Here is a 21488-nt window from a genome sequence, read left to right on the forward strand (position 1 = left end):
TAGGCCGATGGCCATCGAAATCGCCATCGAGACGCCGCTGCAGGACGATGTGCGCGGCTTGGTCGCGGAGCTCAACGAGACGCTGCTCGAACTGACGCCGCCGGAACACTGCTATCATCTGACCGTCGAGCAGATGGCCGGCCGGGACACCACGGTCTTCGTCGCCCGCGACGACGGTCTTGCAATCGGTTGCGGGGCGCTGAAGCGCCATGACGGTGCCATAGGCGAGGTCAAGCGCATGTACACGCGGCCCACTCATCGCGGCCAGAAAATCGGCGCCAGGATCGTGGAGCGTGTCGAAGCGCTGGCGCGCGAGGAAGGATTGAAGCGTCTGGTGCTGGAGACGGGCGATCGCCATCCTGCCGCCTGGGCTGTCTATGAACGTTCCGGCTTCTCGCGTTGCGGTCCGGTGCTGGATTATCCCGATTCCGAGTGGTCGGTATTTTACGAAAAGAGCCTTGCCTGATGAGCGACCTGACCCGACTGACGATTTCGCAGGCCCGCGCCAAGCTGCGCGCCAAGGAAATCACCGCGACCGAGATTGCCGACGCCTATCTCGCTGCGATCGACCGCGCCAATCCGGCGCTCAACGCCTATGTCGTGGTAACCGGGGACAAGGCGCGCGACATGGCCAAGGCCTCCGACGCCAGGCTGGTCAAAGGCGAGGGCGGTGCGCTGGAAGGCATTCCGCTCGGCATCAAGGACCTGTTCGGCACCGAGGGCGTGCACACCCAAGCGTGCAGCCATGTGCTCGACGGCTTCAAGCCGCATTACGAATCGACCGTCACCTCCAATCTGTGGGCCGACGGGGCGGTCATGCTGGGCAAGCTCAACATGGACGAGTTCGCCATGGGCTCGTCCAACGAGACGTCCTATTACGGGCCGGTGGTCAACCCGTGGCGGCGTTCGCGCGTTGACACGATGGTGATGCCGACGACGCACCAGGGCGATGGCGGCTTCGTTTCGGCCGGCGGCACCAGGACCGCGCGCACCCTGGACAATGCGCAGCTGGTGCCGGGTGGCTCGTCGGGCGGCTCGGCCTCGGCCGTCTCGGCTTTCCTGTGCGCGGGCGCCACGGCCACCGACACTGGCGGCTCGATCCGCCAGCCGGCCGCGTTCACCGGCACGGTCGGCATCAAGCCGACCTATGGCCGCTGTTCGCGCTGGGGTATCGTCGCCTTCGCCTCGTCGCTCGACCAGGCCGGGCCGATCGCCCGCGACGTGCGCGATGCCGCGATCCTGCTCAAATCGATGGCCTCCGTCGATCCGAAGGACACGACCTCGGTGGACCGGCCTGTGCCGGATTATGAGGCGGCGATCGGCAAGCCGATCAAGGGTATGAAGGTCGGCATTCCCCGGGAATACCGCGTCGACGGCATGCCGGAGGAGATCGAGGCCCTTTGGCAGAAGGGCATTGCCTGGCTCAGGGATGCCGGCGCCGAGATCGTCGACATCTCCTTGCCGCACACCAAATACGCGCTACCGGCCTATTACATCGTGGCGCCCGCCGAAGCCTCGTCCAACCTTGCGCGCTATGACGGCGTCCGCTACGGCCTTCGCGTGCCGGGCAAGGACATCGTCGAGATGTATGAGAAGACCCGCGCCGCCGGCTTTGGCCGCGAGGTCAAGCGCCGGATCATGATCGGCACCTATGTGCTGTCGGCGGGCTATTACGACGCCTACTATCTGCAGGCGCAGAAGGTGCGCAATCTGATCAAGCGGGACTTCGAGAACGTCTTTGCCGCCGGCGTTGATGTCATCCTGACACCGGCGACGCCATCTGCCGCCTTCGGCATTGCAGACGAGGACATGGCTTCCGATCCGGTGAAGATGTACCTGAACGACATCTTCACCGTCACCGTGAACATGGCGGGCCTGCCGGGCATTGCGGTGCCCGCCGGCCTAGACCCCAAGGGCTTGCCGCTCGGCCTGCAACTGATCGGCAGGCCGTTCGAAGAAGAGACGCTGTTCCAGACCGCTGCCGTCATCGAGCAGGCGGCCGGAACGTTCCAGCCGGAGAAGTGGTGGTAGGATCGTTTCTCATCTAAGGGGTGAGGGATGTTCTTTTATCTTTCGAAAATCTTCTGGTTCTTTATCCAGCCGCTCAACCTGACGATCTTCCTGCTGCTGGCGGGGCTGGTCTCGGCATTTTTCGGCCGCCCGCGGCTGGCAGCCACCGGCGGCGTGCTGGCGTTTTTGGTTCTGGCGCTTTCGGCCTGGACCTCGCTCGGCGCATTGCTGCTCAACCCGCTGGAGGAACGCTTTCCGCGCCCGCCGCTGCCGCAAAAAGTCGATGGCATCGTCGTGCTCGGCGGCGGCTTCGAGGGCGGCATCAATCTGGTGCGCGGCGGTTATGAGCTGAACAGCGGCGGCGACCGGATGGTCGAGACGGCCGTGCTGGCGCGGCGCTTTCCCGATGCCAAGGTGGTCGTCTCCGGCGGCAATGGCGAATTGTTCCTCGAAGGCGAGGGCGATGCCACCACCGCGCCGCGCCTGCTTGGCGCGCTCGGCGTGGCGCCGGAGCGCCTGATCCTCGAGGGCAAATCTCGCAACACCTATGAGAATGCCGTCTTCACGAACGCCTTGATAGCGCCGAAGCCGGGCGAAACCTGGCTGCTGGTCACCTCGGCCTACCATATGCCGCGCGCCAAGGCGCTGTTCGACAAGGCCGGCTTCGTGACCGTCCCGTGGCCGGTCGACTATCGAACGTCGGGACGCGAAGGCATCGGCCTGTTCCGCGACAATCCGGCCGATGCGCTGCAGGCGGCCACAATGGCGATCCGCGAATGGATAGGGCTGTTCGCCTATTGGCTGTCCGGCCGTATCGATCAGCCTTTTCCCGCACCTGGCGGCTGACCGATCACGGCGCGGCGCGCCGCCGAGAAGAACTGGCGCCGCACCAGAACGGCCAGGAGCAGAAGCGTCGACAGCACGAACACCACCGGATCGACGAACCAGCCGAGATAGCCGATCGAAAAGAACACGCCGCGCAGGCCGGAGTTGAAATGCTTGCCTGCCAGCATGTTCATCTGCGCCGCCCTCCACACCGCCGTTTCGGTGACCGGGTTGCGCGAGGCTTCGCCATGCGGGATCGGCACAGCACCGATCAGGATCGAGCAATAGTTGAACAGACGGTAGGCCCAGCCGAACTTGAAGAACGAAAACGCCAGGATCAGCACCAGTCCCAGCACCTTGATCTGAAAAGCCGGGCGCGACGAGGCGCCGCCCAGAGGCAGGGTGCTTAACACCTCGAGGACGCGGTCGGAGGCACCGAGCAAGGCAAAGCAGCCGCCAAGCGCGATCAGGGAACTGGAGGCGAAGAAGGCGGTGCCTTGCTGCAGGCCACCCATGATGGCTGTGTCGACGATGCGGATCTCACGCTCGGCCATCCGGTGCATCCAGGCTTGACGCTGCGCATTCATCGCCGTTGTCAGGGACATGCGGCTGACCAGCACACCGTCCGAGGCGAGCGTATGCAAAACCCACGCAATGAGGAAGAACGCCAACGCCGCGAGATCGGCTGTCGAAAGATCGAGGGAATCGCCCATTGGCGGAACCTATCACATCCAGTGCGATTGCTTCGATCGTCCGCCGGCAGCGACGGTCATGTCGCTGCCGGAGCAAACAAGGTCGGCGGGCGCTGCGCCGCGCCGTTCAAAACAGCGGAAACATCGCGGGAGTTCCTATATGTAGTCCCAGAGCGGCTTCGGGAGATTGTGGCGCGTGTTCCTTTCGGTTTTCGACCTGTTCAAGATCGGCATCGGACCATCGAGTTCGCACACGATGGGACCGATGACGGCCGCCCGCCGTTTCCTCGACGAGATCGCCGGAGACGACTGGCCGCGTCCGGCCGGCGCCAAGGTCGCTCGCATCGGCGCCAGCCTGCACGGCTCGCTCGCCTATACCGGCATCGGCCATGGCAGTGACCGTGCCGTCATTCTCGGCCTTGCCGGGCAGACGCCGCAGACGGTCGACCCTGACCAGGCGGACGGCATTGTCGCTCGCATCACCGCCGACAAGCTGATTTCACCGCCTGGTCATCCTTCCTACCGTTTCGATCCGGCCGGCGACCTGGTGCTCGACCGCAAGACGCCGCTCACCGGCCACGCCAACGGCATGGCGTTTTATGCCCATGATGCCGGCGACCGCCTGCTGCTCAAGCGCATCTATTATTCGATCGGCGGCGGCTTCGTGGTTTCGGAAGAAGAGCTGCAGCGGATGAAAGCCAAGGGTTCGGTGACGACCGAAGGCAAAAAAGTCCCTTATCCCTTCAAGAACGCCCTCGAGATGCTGAAGATGGCTAGCAAGAGCGGCCTTTCCATTGCCGAGATGAAGCGGGTCAACGAGGAAACACAAATGTCGCGCGATGAGCTCGACGCCGGCCTCGACGCCATCTGGGGTGCCATGAAGAGTTGCATCGAGCGCGGCCTGTCGCAGGACGGCATCATGCCGGGCGGGCTGAAGGTGCGCCGCCGGGCCAGGCAATTGCACGACAAGCTGCAGGAGCAGTGGCAGCAGAACCGGCCCAATCCGCTGCTCGCCAATGACTGGCTGTCGATCTATGCCATGGCCGTCAACGAGGAGAATGCGGCCGGCGGGCGCGTCGTCACCGCGCCGACCAACGGCGCGGCCGGGACGCTGCCGGCGGTGCTGCGCTACTGGCTGCATTTCCATCCCGAGGCCGACCAGCCCAGCATTCGCGATTTCCTGCTCACGGCAGCCGCCGTTGGCGGCATCATCAAGTCCAATGCGTCCATCTCCGGCGCCGAGGTCGGCTGCCAGGGCGAGGTGGGCTCGGCTTCGGCCATGGCGGCGGCCGGCCTGTGCGCCGTCATGGGCGGCACGCCCGAACAGGTTGAGAACGCCGCCGAGATCGCGCTGGAGCACCATCTGGGCATGACATGCGATCCGGTCGGCGGGCTGGTGCAGGTGCCCTGCATCGAGCGCAATGCGCTGGGCGCGGTCAAGGCGGTGACGGCCGCCTCGCTTGCCATCAAGGGCGACGGCACCCATTTCGTGCCGCTGGACGCCGCGATCGAGACGATGCGCCAGACCGGCCTCGACATGAACGAGAAGTACAAGGAGACCAGCCTCGGCGGGCTGGCGGTCAATGTGGTGGAGTGTTGAGCCCGCTGGCACTGTGGAGAACTTGCTCAGGCCGTTGACGCATCCGTGCGACGGATTAAATCTTGGGCGATGGCTCTCAACCTCCTAAAGCTCTGCGTCGGCTGCGACAGCGTCGAGGATCTCGAAGAATGGATCGCGTTCCGCCTCGACGAGCGGCGCCGTGCCGGCGAACCGGCCGAGCATTGGCACACCACCCGCATGGTGCCGACGCGCGCCGATGAGGTTACCGACGGCGGCTCGCTCTACTGGGTGATCAAGGGAAGTGTGCAATGCCGGCAGTTGATCACCGAGATCCGGCCATTCACTGATGACGAGGGCATCGGCCGCTGCCATCTGATGCTGGATCCGCAAGTGGTGCGCACCGACTGGCAGCCGCGCCGCGCCTTTCAGGGCTGGCGCTATCTAAAGCCATCGGATGCACCTGCCGATCTTGGCAAGGGCAAGCCGGGGCAGGTCGAAATGCCGCCGAAACTCCGGCGCGAGCTCGCCGATCTCGGCCTGCTCTAAGTCACAATCGGCTTGTTCCGAGCCGCCCATTGGCTTTCTCCGAGCCGCCAGTTAGCTTGCTCCGGGGCAATCTGGCGGCATGGTCGGCCCGTATAGGCGGACTGCGGTTGCTGGCCCTCAATGTTGCTGTCCGTTGGACTTGCAAGCGTCGCGACAACGCCACATCTTGAAAATCATGAGCGATAGGAACCATCCGGTTTCGATATCTGACGCATTCGCGCCGACCACATCGCGCCGCGGCGTGGTGGGATGCGGACCATGTGTCGCGCAAGGTCATGATTGCGGCGCAGAAATAACACCCGGTGGCGGCATGCTCGTGTTCAGGAATAGTCTGGAAAACCGGCCGATCGCCAGGCATTCACGGGGCAGTGGAATATGGTAGGCGCGATCATCGCTGTCGTCGCATTGCTGCTGGTGCTGATGGGCCTGGCAACGGCTTTCGTGCGGGCCGACCCGAGCAGGCTTGCAGGCGACATGAGGAAGGTTGGGCCGGTTTTGCTGGCGTTGGTCGGGGGCGCCGTGCTGCTGGTCGGGCGCGGCGGTCTCGGCGGCATCATCCTGCTCGCAGCGATCGCCTGGTACGGCTCGATGCGGCTGAACCGGCGAGCCGTGATGCCGGCGCGGAGACGCTCGACCGTACGCACAGCGGCGCTGGAAATGGACCTCGATCACGATACAGGAGGCCTTGAAGGCCTTGTCCTGGCAGGCCGCCATGAAGGCAAGATGCTTGGTGCGATGGGCAAAGCCGAATTGCTGCAGCTGTTTCGCGAACTCTCCGGTGACCCGGAGAGCCGGCAACTGCTAGAGACGTATCTTGACGGCAGATTTCCCGTCTGGCGCAAAAACGCTGAGGCGCACAGTGGCGAAGGGCTGGGTATTGCGCCAGGTCCGGGCGCCATGACTAAGGAGGAGGCCTACAAGGTCCTTGGTCTTGAAGCGGGGGCCGCCGCGGCGGATGTCCGCAAGGCGCACCGCCGCCTGATGCAACGCCTGCACCCCGATATCGGCGGCACGTCTTTCCTGGCGGCGCGGATCAACGAAGCCAAGGACGTCTTGCTCTCCAATCACAACTAGTCTCCTTCGACGCAGAAATTTTCCGGGAGATATCTTCTACGCCGTCCCTACTGCTGGACGGCGTAGCACTCGATTTTCTTCTTCTTGAGGGCGGTGCAGGCCTTCCAGGCCGCGGTCTTGGAACCGAAGCCGCCGAAGCGGGCGCGGTAGTACGTGACGCCGTCCTTGTCGAAGGCGACGGTGAAGCCGGAGGCATCTGCCAGCGCCTTGGGCGCCTGCTTGGTGGTCTTGTCGAGGAAGGCCTGGGCTTCGGACTGTTTCGGCGACGAGGCGACCTGAATGGCCCAACCCGACGGCACCGACGCGGTATTGACCGGGTCGACGGCCGGCGCGGGCTCGGCATAAGCGGACACCACCTGTGCCGTGGCGACCTTGGGGGCGGAGACGATAACCGTCTTCACCTTCTTTGCCGGAACAACCACTTTGGTTTCTTCGGCTGCGTTATCGTCGGCGTCCTCGCTGTCGCCCTGGGCTACCGTCGCGTCGTCGGCAACGGCCTCGTCCGCGTCATCGGCGCTGGCCACCGCCATCGGCTTCTCATCCGGAGTCGGTGCGTCGTGCTTGGGCAACAGCACCTTGGCCAATGCCGTCACCGGGTTGCCGCTATCGGCCTTGGCGACCAGATCGCCGCCGCCTCGGGTCGATGCCCGCGGCAGATAGGTGTTGATCAGGGCCGCCATCTGATTGTCGCGGCTGCTGCCCGAGGTGCCGCCCATGACCACGCCGACAATGCGACGGTTGCCGTCGGAAACCGACGAAACCAGGTTGAAGCCCGAAGCGCGGGTGTAGCCGGTCTTGATGCCGTCGACGCCCTTGATGCGTCCAAGCAGGCGGTTGTGGCCGTTGATGCGCTGGCGGCCATAGAGGAAGGAGCGCTGCGAGAAATAGCCGTAATATTGCGGGAAATGTTCGCGCAGCGCGATGCCGAGCGTTGCCATGTCGCGCGCAGTGGTGAACTGGCCGGGATCGGGCAAGCCGTTGGCGTTGCGGAACACGGTGCCGTTCATACCGAGCTGCCGCGCCTTGGCAGTCATCATGCGGGCGAAGTTGGTCTCGTTGCCGCCGAGCATTTCGCCGAGCGCGGTGGCCGAATCATTGGCCGATTTGGTCACCATCGACAGGATGGCGGTCTCGACCGCCACCGATCCGCCCGGCTTCACGCCGAGCTTCGTCGGCGGCTCTGCCGCGGCATGAGCCGAGAAGACGACCGGCGAGTTCCGGCTGATCTTGCCCTTGGCCAGAGCCTCGAAAGTCAAATAAAGCGTCATCATCTTGGTGAGCGAGGCGGGATAACGCCGGGCGTTGGCATCCGAGGAGTAGAGCACCTTGCCGGTCTTGGCGTCGACCACGATGGCCGCGGACTTCGCGGCGAGCGACGGGGCCGCACTTGCAACGACGATGGTCATCGCCACGGCGATGATCATGACCGTTTTGAAAGGGGACGCGGATTTGGAAACGATGCCCGACAACGCCTGACGCACTGATAGTTCCTTTGAATTTCTTGTTGCGCTGGAGGCGGCAAAGGGATCCTGCCTCACTTCCGGGCAAGCTATCGGGGCAGCGTTACCAATCCGTTTATGGTAACCGCCGCGTTCACCATTTTCTGGTGGTTTGAGCCTCTGTTTATTCGAATTTTAGCCATTGCCCACACCGGCTAGGACGGAAGCTGGCGATTTCTTGACTTTTGTGCGTCGCACAATATATTCGAGTGCATTGCACAAGGCGCTCGGGGCAGGGCGCATCAACCGTCCAGGGAGAATTGAAATGACGCAGACCTATGAGGACTTCAGCAAATACGGCAAAGAGTTCGCCGACACCGGCTTGAAGAGCTTCGCCTCTTTGTCCAAGGGCGCGCAGGCAATTGCGGCCGAGGCCGGCGAATACACCAAGAAGAGCTTCGAAGCCGGCAGCGCCGCTTTCGAGAAGATTGTTTCGGCCAAGTCGCTCGACAAGGCGATCGAGGTCCAGTCCGACTATGCCAAGCAGTCCTATGAGGCGTTCGTCGCCGAGGCCACCAAGATCGGCGACCTCTATGCCGAACTCGCCAAGGAAGCCTACAAGCCGTTCGAATCGATCGTTGCCAAGGCGAAGTAATTTCGTTCGGCAGTACGAGATCTGGGCCCATTGGGCCAAGACAGAGCCCGGCCGCGCCAGCGTGGCCGGGTTTTTTCATGTCAATTTCCGATCAGGGGCCTGGCTCGCCTTCACGATTGCGAAAATCCGCCAAGTTGGGCACCTAGCCATATTGTCAGCTAACCAGAAGGGCTTAAAATCGTCCATCGAACACCTACATGTCGAACTCGCATGAGGATTCGAAAGAGGCAGGATTACGTGACGATCGGTTTGACTGCCACCAGGGCACGGATGCAGAACGGCAGCGGCGACGGCAATGAGGCCGGCCGCGGCACGGCGGTCATCACGCGCACAAAGACCAAGACCAAGAAACCCAGCCTCTATCGGGTCCTCATCCTGAACGACGACTACACACCGATGGAGTTCGTGGTTCACGTGCTGGAACGTTTTTTCCAGAAGGACCGCGAAGCCGCCACACGCATCATGCTTCATGTTCACAATCATGGAGTGGGCGAGTGCGGGGTCTATACATTCGAGGTGGCCGAGACCAAAGTGTCCCAGGTCATGGATTTCGCCCGACAAAATCAGCATCCGCTGCAATGCGTGATGGAGAAGAAGTGAGGTAACATGCCGGCTTTCTCCCAAGGCCTGGAAAAGGCGCTTCACCAAGCGCTGACGCTCGCCAACGAGCGGCACCATGAATATGCAACCCTTGAACATCTGCTGCTCGCCCTGATCGACGACACCGAGGCGGCCGCCGTCATGCGCGCCTGCAATGTCGATCTCGACGAGTTGAAGCACACTGTTCTCACCTATATCGACACCGAGCTCGACAATCTGGTTACCGGCTATGACGAGGATTCCAAGCCGACCGCCGGCTTCCAGCGCGTCATTCAGCGTGCGGTGATCCATGTGCAGTCGTCCGGCCGCGAAGAGGTCTCCGGCGCCAACGTGCTCGTCGCCATCTTCGCCGAGCGCGAGAGCCATGCCGCCTATTTCCTGCAGGAACAGCAGATGACCCGTTACGACGCGGTCAACTACATCTCGCACGGCATCGCCAAACGTCCGGGCGCGTCGGAGACGCGTTCGCCGCGCGGCGCCGATGACGAGCAGGGTGGCGCGAACGGCGCCGAGCCGCAAGAGGAAGGCGGCAAGAAGAAGCAGCAGCAGGACGCGCTGACCGCTTATTGCGTCAATCTCAACAACAAGGCCAAGGCCGGCAAGATCGATCCGCTGATCGGGCGCGAGTCCGAGATCAACCGCACCATCCAGGTGCTGTGCCGCCGTTCCAAGAACAATCCGCTTTATGTCGGCGATCCCGGCGTCGGCAAGACGGCGATCGCCGAGGGCCTCGCCAAGCGCATCGTCGAGGGTGATGTTCCGGAAGTCTTGCACAACGCCACCATCTTCGCGCTCGACATGGGCACGCTTTTGGCCGGCACGCGCTATCGCGGCGATTTCGAGGAGCGACTGAAGCAGGTCGTCAAGGAGCTCGAGGATTATCCGGGCGCTGTGCTGTTCATCGACGAGATCCACACCGTCATTGGCGCCGGCGCGACGTCGGGCGGCGCCATGGATGCGTCGAACCTGTTGAAGCCGGCACTGTCTTCGGGTGCGATCCGCTGCATCGGTTCGACAACCTACAAGGAGTTCCGCCAGTTCTTTGAGAAGGACCGCGCGCTCGTACGTCGCTTCCAGAAGATCGACGTCAACGAGCCGACCATCGAGGACGCCATCGAGATCATGAAGGGCCTGAAGCCCTATTTCGAGGAGTTCCACAAGGTCCGCTACACGACGGAAGCCATCAAGGCTTCGGTTGAGCTGTCGGCGCGCTACATCAACGACCGCAAGCTGCCGGATAAGGCGATCGACGTGATCGACGAGACCGGCGCCTCGCAGATGCTGGTGCCGGAGGCCAAGCGCAAGAAGACCATCGGCATCAAGGAGATCGAAGCGACGATCGCCACCATGGCGCGCATCCCGCCGAAGACTGTTTCGGCCGATGACGAGAAGGTGCTGCAGGGTCTCGACATCGAGCTGAAGCGCGTCGTCTACGGCCAGGACACTGCGATCACCGCGCTGACCTCGGCGATCAAGCTGGCGCGTGCCGGCCTGCGCGAACCGGAGAAGCCGATCGGCTCCTATCTGTTCTCGGGTCCGACCGGCGTCGGCAAGACCGAAGTCGCCAAGCAATTGGCCGCTTCGCTCGGCGTCGAGCTGATCCGTTTCGACATGTCGGAATATATGGAACGCCACACGGTCTCTCGGTTGATCGGCGCGCCTCCCGGCTATGTCGGTTTCGATCAGGGCGGCCTTTTGACCGACGGCGTCGACCAGCATCCGCATTGCGTGCTGCTGCTGGACGAAGTCGAGAAGGCGCATCCGGACCTGTTCAACATCCTGTTGCAGGTGATGGACCATGGCAAGCTGACCGACCACAACGGCAAGCAGATCGACTTCCGCAATGTGATCCTGATCATGACCACCAATGCGGGCGCGTCGGATGCGCAGCGCGCGGCGATCGGTTTCGGGTCGACCAAGCGCGAAGGCGACGATGTCGAGGCGATCAACCGGCTGTTCACGCCGGAGTTCCGCAATCGTCTCGATGCGATCATCCCGTTCGGCTCGCTGCCGGTGCCGGTTATCCATCAGGTGGTGCAGAAGTTCGTCATGCAACTGGAGGCCCAGCTCTCCGAGCGTGGCGTCACCTTCGACCTGTCGCCGGATGCGATCGCCTGGCTCGCCGACAAGGGCTATGACGAGCGCATGGGTGCGCGTCCGCTCGGCCGCGTCATCCAGGAGCACATCAAGAAGCCGCTGGCAGACGAAGTGCTGTTCGGAAAGCTCAAGAAGGGTGGCACGGTGCGCGTCAGCGTCGAGAAGAAGGAAACCGGCGAGACCGGCCTGAAGCTCGAATCGCTCGCCGACGAGGCACCGGTGAAGCCCAAGAAGGAAGAACCGGAAGACGCCCCCAAGCCGCGCAAGGCAGTGGCCAAGAAGCCGGCGGCCAAGAAGGCCGTCGCGCAGAAGCCCGAGCCCAAGGGCAAGGACGGTGGCAAGCGCAGCCTGGTGCCGCAACTGCCGCGCAAGAGCTGATAGTCACTCCCTCGAAAAAGCCCCGGAGACGGGGCTTTTTCATTGGCACAAAGCGACGATCACTGAAGCGCTGCTGTCGGCCCCTGGACAGCAAGCGGCGTTGGGCGGGTTTTGGCTGATTTGTCCGTCCAGGACGGTGGTGCTCCCACGTTGGCGCCGACCATGCCGAACAGGCCGGGCGCGCGGCCAAAGACCTCGCAGGCCGCGTATTTCGGCTTGCCGCCGAGGAACGATTTTATGCGTTGGCCTGACGGTATCGAGATATGCAATCCCGACGGCGCCTTGCCGGTGACGAGCATGCGCGAAAAGTCGTTTCCGAAAGTAGCGCCCAGACTGTACGCATCTCCGATTTCTGAGACCATGGCCTCGTTGGTGAAGGAGTTCGCTCCACGGGACCAGACCATGGCAGCGCGTTGGATGCCGTTCCGGTCAAGTGCCTCCGCCTCGACCGCGAGCCCTCCAAAACCCAGGGGAAGGCGCGGAATGGAACCGGCAGCACGGCGACGCCCCTGACGTTGTGGATGGCCATCCAGGCACCGGCATCCGTCAGCCTTTTGCGCAGACGCGAAATATGGGCGTCGATGGCGTTGGACTGGATCTCGTCCTCGTATTTGTAGACGGCTTCTTCCAGCGTGGAGCGGATGACAGTCTTTCCGCGCCGCTTTGCCAGGGCGGGCAGGACGGACAGTTCGCGTCTCGGTATCGACGGGGCTGGACCCGACCGTCACGCTGAAATTCAGCGGGTCGATGGTGACCATGCCAACGGTAATCCGCGGCTCCTGCGCAACACCGCCCGCAGCCGCGCCATCAGTTCATCGATCAGGAAGGGTTTGCCCAGATAGTCGTCGGCGCCGGCATCGAGCCCCTCAATGCGCTCTTTCGGCTCGTTGCGGGCCGTCAGGACGATCACCGGCGCATCGACACCTGCCGCCCGCAGCCTGGGAATGAAGCTCAGTCCCTCTCCATCCGGCAATGTTCGGTCGAGCAGGATTGCCCTCATAGACGTGCTGGCACGACAGTTCGATAGCATCGCCAAGCAGCATGGTGTGATCGACGACGACGCCTTGTTTGCCAAGCGCCCTGGTGAGCGCGTCAGCCATTTCTCTTTCGTCCTCGATCAACAGAACCCGCATTGCACGTCCACGTCTCGCCGGTGCCTTGTCATCCGTCAGGATTACAGCAGCATTGCGAACAACAGCCGTTCGCCAGATGGCTGCGTGCGTTCATTTCCATGGGATGGGGAATTTTATGTCCGGACCAGGCCAGATCATCATCCTCAACGGCGCACCGCGATCGGGGAAATCGAGCATCGTCCAGGCAGTTCAGGAGAGCTTCGAGGGCCCATGGATGAACCTGGGGGTCGACACCTATGAGCAGGTCACGCCGCTGCGCTGTCGCCCGGGCATAGGTTTGCGGCCCGGCGGCGAGCGCCCGGATATCGAGGGTCTCGTGCCGAGGTTCTACGCCGCGCTCTACGAATCGATCGCCGCCCACAGCCGAGTGGGGTTGAATGTCGTGGCCGATCTCGGTCATCACGACAGCTATTCGCGACCCCTTGATTGCCTTGTCGATTGCGCCCGGCGCCTCGCAGGCTTGCCGGTTCTGTTTGTCGGTGTCCGCTGCCCGATCGAAATCATCATGCAGAGGCGCGCCGACAGTCCGGCGGGGAGGGGATATGTGACGGGATCGCCCGACGACCCCATGCCGTTGGCGGTGCGCCTGTGGCAGGAGGAGGTACACCGGCCTGGCGTGTATGATCTGGAAGTCGACACATCGCTGCTGACGCCAGCACAATGTGCGGATGCGATCCGCGGGCGGCTCAGGCAAAATGTGGAGCCTCCGACGGCGTTTGAGAGGCTGTCGGCATTCTCCAGGGACAAGCTATCCTGATCGCGTGCTCTCAGCCGGCGATGGGGGAATCTCGGCCGCGCGGCGCGATCGTCGTCCACGGCGGGCACAATTTGGTAGATGTTCAGCGGAATGGCGATCACGCTGATATGCTGGCGGCTCGGGTTCATCGTTTTCGATGCGCAACTTCCCCAGACGGCCGCAATGGGGCAACTGAAAGCCAGGCGTCAGGATAGTGGCATGGCCGCCTTTATCCGGCCGGCATTCTCGGCCAGCACCTCGGGTTTCTCCATCTGGCCCGTATGCGGCTTCAGCGCGATGCCTTCGAAGCGCGGAATGACGTGGACGTGAAGGTGATAGACGGTCTGCCCGGAGGCCGGCTCGTTGAACTGCATCACGGTGACGCCATCGGCCTTGAATGCCTTGCGGACGGCGACCGCCACCTTCTGCACGACCGTGAAAAGCGGGCCGAACGTTGCCGGATCGGCGTCGAGCAGATTACGCGACGGCGCCTTCGGCACCACCAGCGTATGGCCCGGCCCCTGCGGCATCACATCCATGAAGGCAACGACCGCTTCATCCTCGTAGACGCGATGCGAGGGAATTTCACCGCGCAGGATCTTGGCAAAGATGTTGTCGGTGTCATAAGCGGTTTCGGCCATGGCGAACGCTCCGGATTGTGCCTCGCTGATTGGTGTAGCGAAGCCTTTCGTGAGCGGCAAGACGATCAGGCGAGATCGATGAAGCCGATCTCGACAGGCGTGCACTGCCAACCCAGGTATGCCGAACCTGACATATGCTCCTGCCCCGCGGGATGGCCTACTCCTCCAGATCCTTGCGGAATGGCGTGTGTTCTTCGAGATATTCGCTCATGCGTTCCACCTCGCGCCGTTCGCGCCTGAGATAGTCGGCGACGGCGTTGCGCAGGCCGGGATGGGCGATGTAATGCGCGGAATGCATGATCACCGGCCGGTAGCCTCGCGCCAGCTTGTGTTCGCCCTGTGCGCCCGCCTCGACCACCTTCAGCTTGCGTTCGATGGCGAAGTCGATGGCCTGGTGATAGCAGACCTCGAAATGCAGGAACGGATGATCCTCGATGCAGCCCCAGTTGCGGCCGTAGAGCGCATCGGAGCCGATGAAGTTGATAGCGCCGGCAATGTAGCGGCCGTTGCGCCTGGCCATCACCAGCAGGATGTCCTCGGCCATGCGCTCGCCGATCAGCGAGAAGAATTCCCGGTTCAGATAGGGCCGGCCCCATTTGCGGCTGCCGGTGTCCATGTAGAAGGCGAAGAAATCGTCCCAGGCCCGTTCTGTAAGGTCCTTGCCGGTAAGCCAGTCGATGGAGATGCCGTCGGCAAGCGCCTCGCGGCGCTCCTTCTTCATGGCCTTGCGCTTGCGGGAGGCCAGCGTGGCGAGGAAATCGTCATAGGTCGAGAAGCCCTCGTTGACGAAGTGGAACTGCTGGTCGGTGCGATGCAGGAAGCCCGCCGCCTCCAGCACGTCCACGTCGCTCTCCTGCGCGAAGGTGACATGCGCGGAAGAGACGCCGAGCTTTTCCGCCACTGCCTTCAATCCCGCGGCGAGCCCGGCCTTGACGGTGCCGGAATGCTGGCCCCTGCTCACCAGCAGGCGAGGGCCGGTGACCGGCGTGAACGGTACCGAGCATTGCAGCTTGGGATAATAACGGCCGCCGGCGCGCTCGAAGGCATCCGACCAGCCGTGATCGAACACATATTCGCCCTGGCTGTGTGACTTGAGATAGCAAGGGACCGCGCCGAGCAGCGTGCCTTGACCATTCTCCAGCCTGAGATGATGACCTTGCCAGCCAGTGCGCCGCACGGCGCAGCCGGAATCCTCGAGTGCGCTCAGGAAAGCATATGAAACGAGGGGGTTATAACCGTTTTCGGCATCACTGCGCGTGGTCCCGGCGAAACCGTCCCACTCTTCGCAGGTGAAGGCGCCGATGCCCGCCGCAATGCGGATCGCATACTCCGCATCAACCGTTTGCCCGTCGCCGTCGTCGCCCTGATCCATGAGGCTTATTTAAGCTCCATCCGGACCGCTACAAGTCACGTTCTAGGCACCCATATCAAGCGACCTTGACCAGATCGGGCTCGAACCCTTCGAACGTCATCTGGTCCGCATATTTGAATGTAAGATCGACCGCCGGCTGGTCATGCACCGTCCAGGTGATGACCGGCATTTTGAGCCGTTCACGGACAAAGCTGACGAATGGATTCGGCAGGTCGCCCGCTGCGTAGGAGGTGAAGGCGATCTGATGCGCCAGCATGGCGAAATGCGCTTCGATCAGCCTGTCGTCTTTGCCATAGGCGGTCAATCCAGCCGGGATGCCCGGCGCATCCCTGGCGAAATCGCGGATCAGCCAGTGGTCGAACGACATGATCGCCACCTTGCCTTTGTAGCGCTTGAGCAGCCTACCGACGCTCGCCACAAGGCCATTGTCGTATCCAGCCACGCCTTTTAGTTCGACCACCAGCGGCACCCGCCCGTCGATCAGATCGAGCGCCTCGCGCAGCGTCGGCACATGATCAGACGTGCCGCCGACCTTGAGCGCTGCCAGTTCGGCCGCCGTGCGCTGCCAGACGAAACCGTCGTGCCCAGTCAGCCGCTGCAAGTCGCCATCATGGATAATGACGGGAACTCCGTCCGACGACAGGTGCACGTCGCATTCGATGGCATAGCCGCGTTCGGCCGCGGCGGCAAAGGCGGAGAGGGTGTTTTCCCAGCGCGTCTTGTTCATGTCGTGAAAGCCGCGATGGGCGACAGGCCGGGCAATCAGCCAGGAAAGGTCGGTCATGTCAGGCTCGCTCACTCGACTTCGAAGATCGCTTCGATTTCCACCGCGGCATTAAGCGGCAGCGAAGCCGTGCCGACGGCGGAACGGGCATGCTTGCCGCGCTCGCCGAGCGCCGCCACCAGGAAATCGGAGGCGCCGTTTGCGACCAGATGCTGCTCGAGGAAATCCGGCGCCGAGGCGACGAAGACGGTGATCTTGACCAGCCGGCGTATCTTCTCGAGATCGCCAAGTGCCGCCTTGGCCTGCGCCAGAATGTTGATCGCGCAGTATTTTGCCGCTTCCTTGCCGGTTGCTGTGTCGACGTCCAGGCCAAGCAGTCCGCTCGCCTGCAGCTTGCCGTCCTTGAGCGGCAACTGTCCGGCGGTGAAAAGCAGGTTTCCGGTCCTGCAATAGGGCACGTAGTTGGCGGCAGGCGCCGCGGCCGCGGGAATGGTGACCCCGAGGTCGCTTAGCCGCTTTTCGATTGTTTCACTCATTGCTTTTCCCTATTGCTGGAAGGTGCCGCGCCGGCCGGGCCGAAATTGCTATTTTTGCCTCGCTTCCGCCACGACTTTTTTTAAGCTGGACCATCTTTCCCTGCGGCCTGCCATCAGCCGCGATGATCGGAGCCTCTCATGCGCGCAACGCGCCTTGTATTCCATGCCGTCCTGTTGCCGGCGGTCTTTTCGATAGGTCCCGCTTTCGCCGTGCCGGCGCTGCAGGCGCATCGCGCCGTTTACGACCTTACGCTCAAGAAGGCGGACGACCGCTCCGGGATCACCGGCATTACCGGCCGCATGGTCTATGAATTCAACGGCTCGGCCTGCGAAGGCTATACGGTGAAATTCCGCTTTGTCACCCAGATTGCCACCAGCGACAACACCAAGCTGACCGACCAGCAGACGACGACGTTCGAAGACGCCGAAGGCAAGACCTTCTCGTTCGTGACCAAATCCTTCGTCGACCAGAACCTCGACAAGGAGGTCAAGGGTGTCGCCACGAAAGAAACGCAAGGGCTAAAGGTCGACATCGACAAGCCCGAGAAGAGCAGCCTGGAACTTGCCGCCACCCAGTTTCCGACCCAGCATCTGGTCGAATTGATAGACAAGGCCGAGAAAGGTGAAAACTTCTATCAAACCAATCTGTTCGACGGCTCCGAGGACGCCAACAAGGTGATGTCCACCACCGTCGTCGTCGGCAAGAGGACCGATGCCGACAAGGCCGATCCGGAAGCGCCGGCGCTGGCCAAGCTTGCCACCGACAAATACTGGCCGGTCGACATCGCCTATTTCGACGACAGTGCCAAGAACGGAGAAGAGACGCCGGAATACCGGATCAGCTTCAAGCTGCACGAGAACGGCATCACCCGCGATCTAACCATGGACTATGGCGATTTCTCCATGACCGGCAAGCTGGTCAATCTGTCGCTTTTCGACCAGACGAAGGCCTGCCCGACGAAATAAACTTCGATTTGCGTCGACGCAGCGCCGTCGCGGTCCACGGCTTGAAAGCGTCGCGGCGGCTTCTCATCTTCTCGAGGCCGCCGGCCGCTTCATCTTCTGTGCGAATCCCTTCTATCATCGCTCGTCGCCGGTACCGGTCGGCGGAAGAAGGAATGCGGCGAGCCTCATGGCGGTCTATGTCGACGCGGCGATCTGGAAATGGGTTGGCCATCGCTGGTGCCATCTGATGGCCGACGACACCGATGAACTGCATCGTTTCGCCGCGCAACTCGGCATCAAGCGCTCATCCTACCAGGGGCCGCCGAAGACATCGGCGCCGCATTATGACATAACCGGTTTCGAGCGCGACCGCGCGGTGCGGCTCGGTGCCATCGAGTGCAATCGTGAAGAGATCGTCGCGATCTTCCGGCGGGTGAGGGTGCCAAAGGGTAAGATAAAGCGTTGAGGGCACGCGCGGATCGCCGCAGGCGCGCCGCAATGCGTCGTTGCGCTTGCGTTTGGAGCACTTCCCCTCTATATGCGCGCTCATTCCACACACGGACTTTGGTGTCTGCCCGGGAGAAATCCGGCTGAAACCTCCGGTGGCGTCGAGGACTTCGTCCGAAAATGCCTGTGTCCGTGGAGGCTAACCGGAAAGGAAAATGAGAATGGCTCTGCCTGATTTCAGCATGCGCCAGCTTTTGGAAGCTGGCATTCACTTCGGCCACCAGACCCACCGCTGGAACCCGAAGATGGCGCCCTATATCTACGGCGCCCGCAACAACATCCACATCATCGACCTCAGCCAAACGGTGCCGTTGCTGCACCAGGCGCTGAAGCAGGTTTCCGACACCGTCGCCAAGGGCGGCCGCGTGCTGTTCGTCGGCACCAAGCGCCAGGCGTCCGACATCGTCGCCGATGCCGCGCAGCGTTCGGCCCAGTACTATGTCAACTCGCGTTGGCTGGGCGGCATGCTGACCAACTGGAAGACGATCTCGAACTCGATCCAGCGCCTGCGCAAGCTCGACGAGATGCTGGCCGGCGAGGCGCAAGGGTTGACCAAGAAGGAGCGTCTCAATCTCGACCGCGAGCGCGAGAAGCTCGACAAGGCTCTCGGCGGCATCAAGGACATGGGCTCGACGCCCGACCTGATGTTCGTGATCGACACCAACAAGGAAGCGATCGCCATCCTCGAGGCCAAGCGCCTTGGCATTCCGGTCGTCGCCATCATCGATTCGAACTGCGATCCGGACAAGATCGACTTCCCGATCCCCGGCAATGACGACGCCGCGCGCGCCATCCAGCTCTATTGCGACCTCATCGCGAAGGCTGCCATCGACGGCATCGCCCGCCAGCAGGGCGCGCTGGGTGTCGACATCGGCGCTTCGGTGGAAGCTCCGGTCGAGCCGGTGCTCGGCGAAACTCCGGCGGCGGAAACTCCGGAAGCGTGATAGCGAGGGCCGGTCACGGCCTTCATCTTTCTAATATTTTGACGCGTTAAACGGACGCACCGTCGAGATTCGATGGTGCGTCGGCGCATTTGAACAAAGAGGCGACAATGAGCATTTCGGCTGCACAGGTCAAAGAACTCCGCGACTTGACCGGCGCGGGCATGATGGACTGCAAGGCGGCGTTGAACGAGACCAACGGCAACATGGAAGAAGCCGTCGACTGGCTGCGCAAGAAGGGTATCTCCAAGGCCGACAAGAAGGCAGGCCGCACCGCGGCCGAGGGCCTGATCGGCGTCGATTCCGGCGTGCGCGAGGCCGCGGTCGTCGAGGTCAATTCCGAGACCGACTTCGTCGCCCGCAACGCCGCCTTCCAGGAGATCGTCGCCAACGTCGCCAAGGTGGCGCTGGCCTATGGCACGAGCGAGGCCGTGGCTGCCGCGAAGTACCCGGGTTCGGACAAGTCGGTCACCGACACCATCAAGGACGCCGTCGGTACCATCGGCGAGAACATGGGCTTCCGCCGTTCGGCCAAGCTCACCGTTCCGCACGGCGCCGTCGCGACCTATGTTCACAACGCGGTTGCCGACGGCCTTGGCAAGCTGGGCGTCCTGGTCGCTATCGAGACCACGGGCAACGAGCACGCGGCCAATGCATTCGCCCGCCAGGTCGCCATGCATGTCGCCGCCACCAACCCGATGGCACTGACCACCGAGGAACTCGATCCCGCGGCAGTCGAGCGCGAGAAGGCGATCTTCGCCGACCAGGCACGCCAGTCCGGCAAGCCGGAGGCGATCATCGAGAAGATGGTCGAGGGCCGCCTGCGCAAGTTCTACGAGGAAGTCGTGCTTCTGAAGCAGGCCTTCGTGCTCAATCCCGACATCACCGTCGAGAAGGCGCTGAAGGATGCCGAGAAGGAGATAGGCGCTCCGGCCAAGATCTCGGCCTATCTGCGTTTCGCGCTCGGCGAAGGCATCGAGAAGGAAGCGACCGATTTCGCGGCGGAAGTCGCGGCGGCGGTCAAGAAATAGCCCGAAGAACAAGTAAGGCTAAACGGCTCAGGCAACTCGGCCGGGTGTCCGCATGGATGCCCGGCCGATTTCTTGTGCGGTGTCGATGAAGGCCCTCAGCTTCGGCGCCATCGACGCCCGGCGCGGAAAGTAAAGGAAAAGGCCGGGTTCCTCGATTGTCGTCTTTGGCAGGATCTGGACGAGGCGTCCTGCGGCAAGATCGACGCGCACCAGCGGCTCGAACACATAGGCGAGCCCGACCCCTGCAAGCGCAAGATCGATCGCCGCCAGCGAATCGGTCACGACGGCCGTGCCACGCGTCTCGACCACGACCTCCTTGCCGTTGTCGTTCAAATCCCAACGATAGAGCGCGCCGGAGCGGACAAGCCTGTAGCCTATGCAATTATGGTTCGCGAGGTCGGCCACGTCGCGTGGACGGCCGCGCTTTCCGATATAGTCCGGCGAGGCGACCAGCACGGCCTTGAAAGGCTGCGTCAGCCGTATGGCGGTCATGTCCTGCGCGATCATCTCGCCCAGCCTGATGCCGGCGTCAAAACCTTCCCCGACGATATCGACCAGGGCTTGATCGGCGAAAACCTCGACCGTCACATCCGGATAGCGTTCGGCCATGGCCGCGATCACGGGCGTCACCGCCAAAGGGATCGCGATGTTGGACGCATTGATCCTGAGCAGGCCGGAGGGCCGCCCCTTGACGCCGCGGATGCGGTCCATCCGCTCCGCGATGTCCTGGAGGGCAGGGCCCGTTGTCTCCACCAGTGCCTTGCCGGCTTCGGTCAGCGAGACGCTACGTGTCGTGCGCGCAAACAGCGGCTGGCCGATGCGCTCTTCCACCAGCCGCACAGCATGGCTGACCGCCGACGGGCTCATGCCGAGCTCGGCCGCGGCAAGCGCGAAGCCGCCGCGTCGCGCCACGGCAACGATGACGGGCAGGTGGGTAAGCAGGTCCCGGTCCATTCATGAATGATATCGCATAGTCTTTGCGAACAATGCAATCTTATCGACGGCGGCGCATTGATCCACATTGTCCCCGATACAGCGGGCGGGC

Annotated in this window: 21 protein-coding genes and 2 pseudogenes; 14 read left to right on the forward strand and 9 right to left on the reverse strand. The window is 62.8% G+C overall.

Annotated features, from left to right (window positions below):
* Positions 1 to 7: 7 nt before the first annotated feature.
* Genes FJ443_RS13105 through FJ443_RS13115 form a run of 3 tightly spaced genes read left to right on the forward strand, consistent with a single transcriptional unit; the run spans position 8 to position 2856 of the window.
* Positions 8 to 466: a GNAT family N-acetyltransferase gene (locus FJ443_RS13105; RefSeq protein WP_140664370.1), complete on the forward strand. Its 459-nt coding sequence runs from the start codon at positions 8 to 10 to the stop codon at positions 464 to 466.
* Positions 466 to 2031 (forward strand): amidase family protein, encoded by a 1566-nt coding sequence (locus FJ443_RS13110; RefSeq protein WP_140664375.1) that lies wholly within the window; start codon positions 466 to 468, stop codon positions 2029 to 2031. The genes FJ443_RS13105 and FJ443_RS13110 overlap by 1 nt, the downstream gene beginning before the upstream one ends.
* 27 nt (positions 2032 to 2058) lie before the next feature.
* Complete coding sequence (locus FJ443_RS13115) at positions 2059 to 2856, forward strand: YdcF family protein (RefSeq protein ID WP_140664379.1); 798 nt, start codon at positions 2059 to 2061, stop codon at positions 2854 to 2856.
* On the opposite strand, the gene FJ443_RS13120 is transcribed toward FJ443_RS13115, so the two are convergent.
* Complete coding sequence (locus FJ443_RS13120) at positions 2829 to 3548, reverse strand: DUF599 domain-containing protein (protein ID WP_140664382.1); 720 nt, start codon at positions 3546 to 3548, stop codon at positions 2829 to 2831. The two genes, FJ443_RS13115 and FJ443_RS13120, sit on opposite strands and share 28 nt — an antisense overlap.
* Positions 3549 to 3723: 175 nt before the next feature.
* On the opposite strand from FJ443_RS13120, the gene FJ443_RS13125 reads away from it, so the two are divergent.
* The 3 genes from FJ443_RS13125 (at position 3724) to FJ443_RS13135 (ending at position 6708) form a co-directional block, all read left to right on the forward strand.
* Positions 3724 to 5127 (forward strand): L-serine ammonia-lyase, encoded by a 1404-nt coding sequence (locus tag FJ443_RS13125; protein WP_140664387.1) that lies wholly within the window; start codon positions 3724 to 3726, stop codon positions 5125 to 5127.
* A gap of 69 nt (positions 5128 to 5196) precedes the next feature.
* On the forward strand, positions 5197 to 5634 hold the full coding sequence (locus FJ443_RS13130) for a DUF1489 family protein (RefSeq protein ID WP_140498734.1): 438 nt from the start codon (positions 5197 to 5199) through the stop codon (positions 5632 to 5634).
* Between the two features lie 375 nt (positions 5635 to 6009).
* Positions 6010 to 6708 (forward strand): DnaJ domain-containing protein, encoded by a 699-nt coding sequence (locus FJ443_RS13135; RefSeq protein ID WP_140498732.1) that lies wholly within the window; start codon positions 6010 to 6012, stop codon positions 6706 to 6708.
* A 47-nt stretch (positions 6709 to 6755) separates the two neighbouring features.
* Here the strand turns inward: FJ443_RS13135 and FJ443_RS13140 are convergent, their stop codons facing one another.
* Positions 6756 to 8189 (reverse strand): D-alanyl-D-alanine carboxypeptidase, encoded by a 1434-nt coding sequence (locus tag FJ443_RS13140; RefSeq protein WP_140525248.1) that lies wholly within the window; start codon positions 8187 to 8189, stop codon positions 6756 to 6758.
* Between the two features lie 283 nt (positions 8190 to 8472).
* On the opposite strand from FJ443_RS13140, the gene FJ443_RS13145 reads away from it, so the two are divergent.
* From FJ443_RS13145 to clpA, 3 genes are all read left to right on the forward strand, one after another.
* Entirely contained in the window at positions 8473 to 8802 is a 330-nt protein-coding gene (locus tag FJ443_RS13145) for a phasin family protein (protein ID WP_140498728.1), read from the forward strand.
* 270 nt (positions 8803 to 9072) lie between these two features.
* Positions 9073 to 9402 (forward strand): ATP-dependent Clp protease adapter ClpS, encoded by a 330-nt coding sequence (gene clpS / locus FJ443_RS13150; RefSeq protein WP_027051901.1) that lies wholly within the window; start codon positions 9073 to 9075, stop codon positions 9400 to 9402.
* 6 nt (positions 9403 to 9408) lie between these two features.
* Positions 9409 to 11877, forward strand: a complete 2469-nt coding sequence (gene clpA / locus FJ443_RS13155) for an ATP-dependent Clp protease ATP-binding subunit ClpA (protein ID WP_140525247.1) — start codon at positions 9409 to 9411, stop codon at positions 11875 to 11877.
* Positions 11878 to 11936: 59 nt separating this feature from the next.
* Here the strand turns inward: clpA and FJ443_RS31660 are convergent.
* A pseudogene (locus FJ443_RS31660) lies at positions 11937 to 12376 on the reverse strand (DUF3313 family protein); the annotation flags it as partial.
* Positions 12377 to 12379: 3 nt separating this feature from the next.
* Positions 12380 to 13010 (reverse strand): annotated as a pseudogene (locus FJ443_RS31155) (response regulator transcription factor); the annotation flags it as partial.
* Between the two features lie 115 nt (positions 13011 to 13125).
* Between FJ443_RS31155 and FJ443_RS13170 the strand changes: the two are divergent.
* Positions 13126 to 13767 carry a chloramphenicol phosphotransferase gene (locus FJ443_RS13170; protein ID WP_140515348.1) on the forward strand — a complete coding sequence of 214 codons (642 nt, stop codon included), beginning with the start codon at positions 13126 to 13128 and terminating at the stop codon, positions 13765 to 13767.
* 185 nt (positions 13768 to 13952) lie between these two features.
* On the opposite strand, the gene FJ443_RS13175 is transcribed toward FJ443_RS13170, so the two are convergent.
* From FJ443_RS13175 to FJ443_RS13190, 4 genes are all read right to left on the reverse strand, one after another.
* A complete protein-coding gene (locus FJ443_RS13175) occupies positions 13953 to 14387 on the reverse strand; it encodes an HIT family protein (RefSeq protein ID WP_140515349.1) in 435 nt (144 codons plus the stop codon).
* Positions 14388 to 14544: 157 nt separating this feature from the next.
* Positions 14545 to 15759 carry a GNAT family N-acetyltransferase gene (locus FJ443_RS13180; RefSeq protein WP_140515350.1) on the reverse strand — a complete coding sequence of 405 codons (1215 nt, stop codon included), beginning with the start codon at positions 15757 to 15759 and terminating at the stop codon, positions 14545 to 14547.
* Positions 15760 to 15814: 55 nt separating this feature from the next.
* A complete protein-coding gene (locus tag FJ443_RS13185; RefSeq protein WP_140515351.1) occupies positions 15815 to 16543 on the reverse strand; it encodes a glycerophosphodiester phosphodiesterase in 729 nt (242 codons plus the stop codon).
* A gap of 11 nt (positions 16544 to 16554) precedes the next feature.
* Positions 16555 to 17019, reverse strand: coding sequence for a RidA family protein (locus tag FJ443_RS13190; protein WP_140515352.1), 465 nt, complete (start codon positions 17017 to 17019; stop codon positions 16555 to 16557).
* Between the two features lie 138 nt (positions 17020 to 17157).
* Between FJ443_RS13190 and FJ443_RS13195 the strand changes: the two genes are divergently transcribed.
* The 4 genes from FJ443_RS13195 (at position 17158) to tsf (ending at position 20443) form a co-directional block, all read left to right on the forward strand.
* Positions 17158 to 17985: a cell envelope integrity EipB family protein gene (locus FJ443_RS13195; RefSeq protein WP_140664392.1), complete on the forward strand. Its 828-nt coding sequence runs from the start codon at positions 17158 to 17160 to the stop codon at positions 17983 to 17985.
* Positions 17986 to 18151: 166 nt separating this feature from the next.
* Positions 18152 to 18430, forward strand: coding sequence for a DUF4031 domain-containing protein (locus tag FJ443_RS13200; protein WP_140557707.1), 279 nt, complete (start codon positions 18152 to 18154; stop codon positions 18428 to 18430).
* 202 nt (positions 18431 to 18632) lie between these two features.
* Positions 18633 to 19415 (forward strand): 30S ribosomal protein S2, encoded by a 783-nt coding sequence (gene rpsB, locus FJ443_RS13205; RefSeq protein WP_140498708.1) that lies wholly within the window; start codon positions 18633 to 18635, stop codon positions 19413 to 19415.
* Positions 19416 to 19522: 107 nt separating this feature from the next.
* The gene (gene tsf, locus FJ443_RS13210) at positions 19523 to 20443 is read left to right on the forward strand and encodes a translation elongation factor Ts (protein ID WP_140498706.1); all 921 of its coding nucleotides are present in this window, start codon (positions 19523 to 19525) and stop codon (positions 20441 to 20443) included.
* Positions 20444 to 20470: 27 nt separating this feature from the next.
* Here the strand turns inward: tsf and FJ443_RS13215 are convergent, their stop codons facing one another.
* Positions 20471 to 21397 (reverse strand): LysR family transcriptional regulator, encoded by a 927-nt coding sequence (locus FJ443_RS13215; RefSeq protein WP_140664395.1) that lies wholly within the window; start codon positions 21395 to 21397, stop codon positions 20471 to 20473.
* Between the last annotated feature and the right edge of the window lie 91 nt (positions 21398 to 21488).

Origin of the sequence: Mesorhizobium sp. B2-6-1 (genome assembly GCF_006440475.1) — a bacterium.
In the GTDB taxonomy this organism is placed as follows: Bacteria; Pseudomonadota; Alphaproteobacteria; order Rhizobiales; family Rhizobiaceae; genus Mesorhizobium.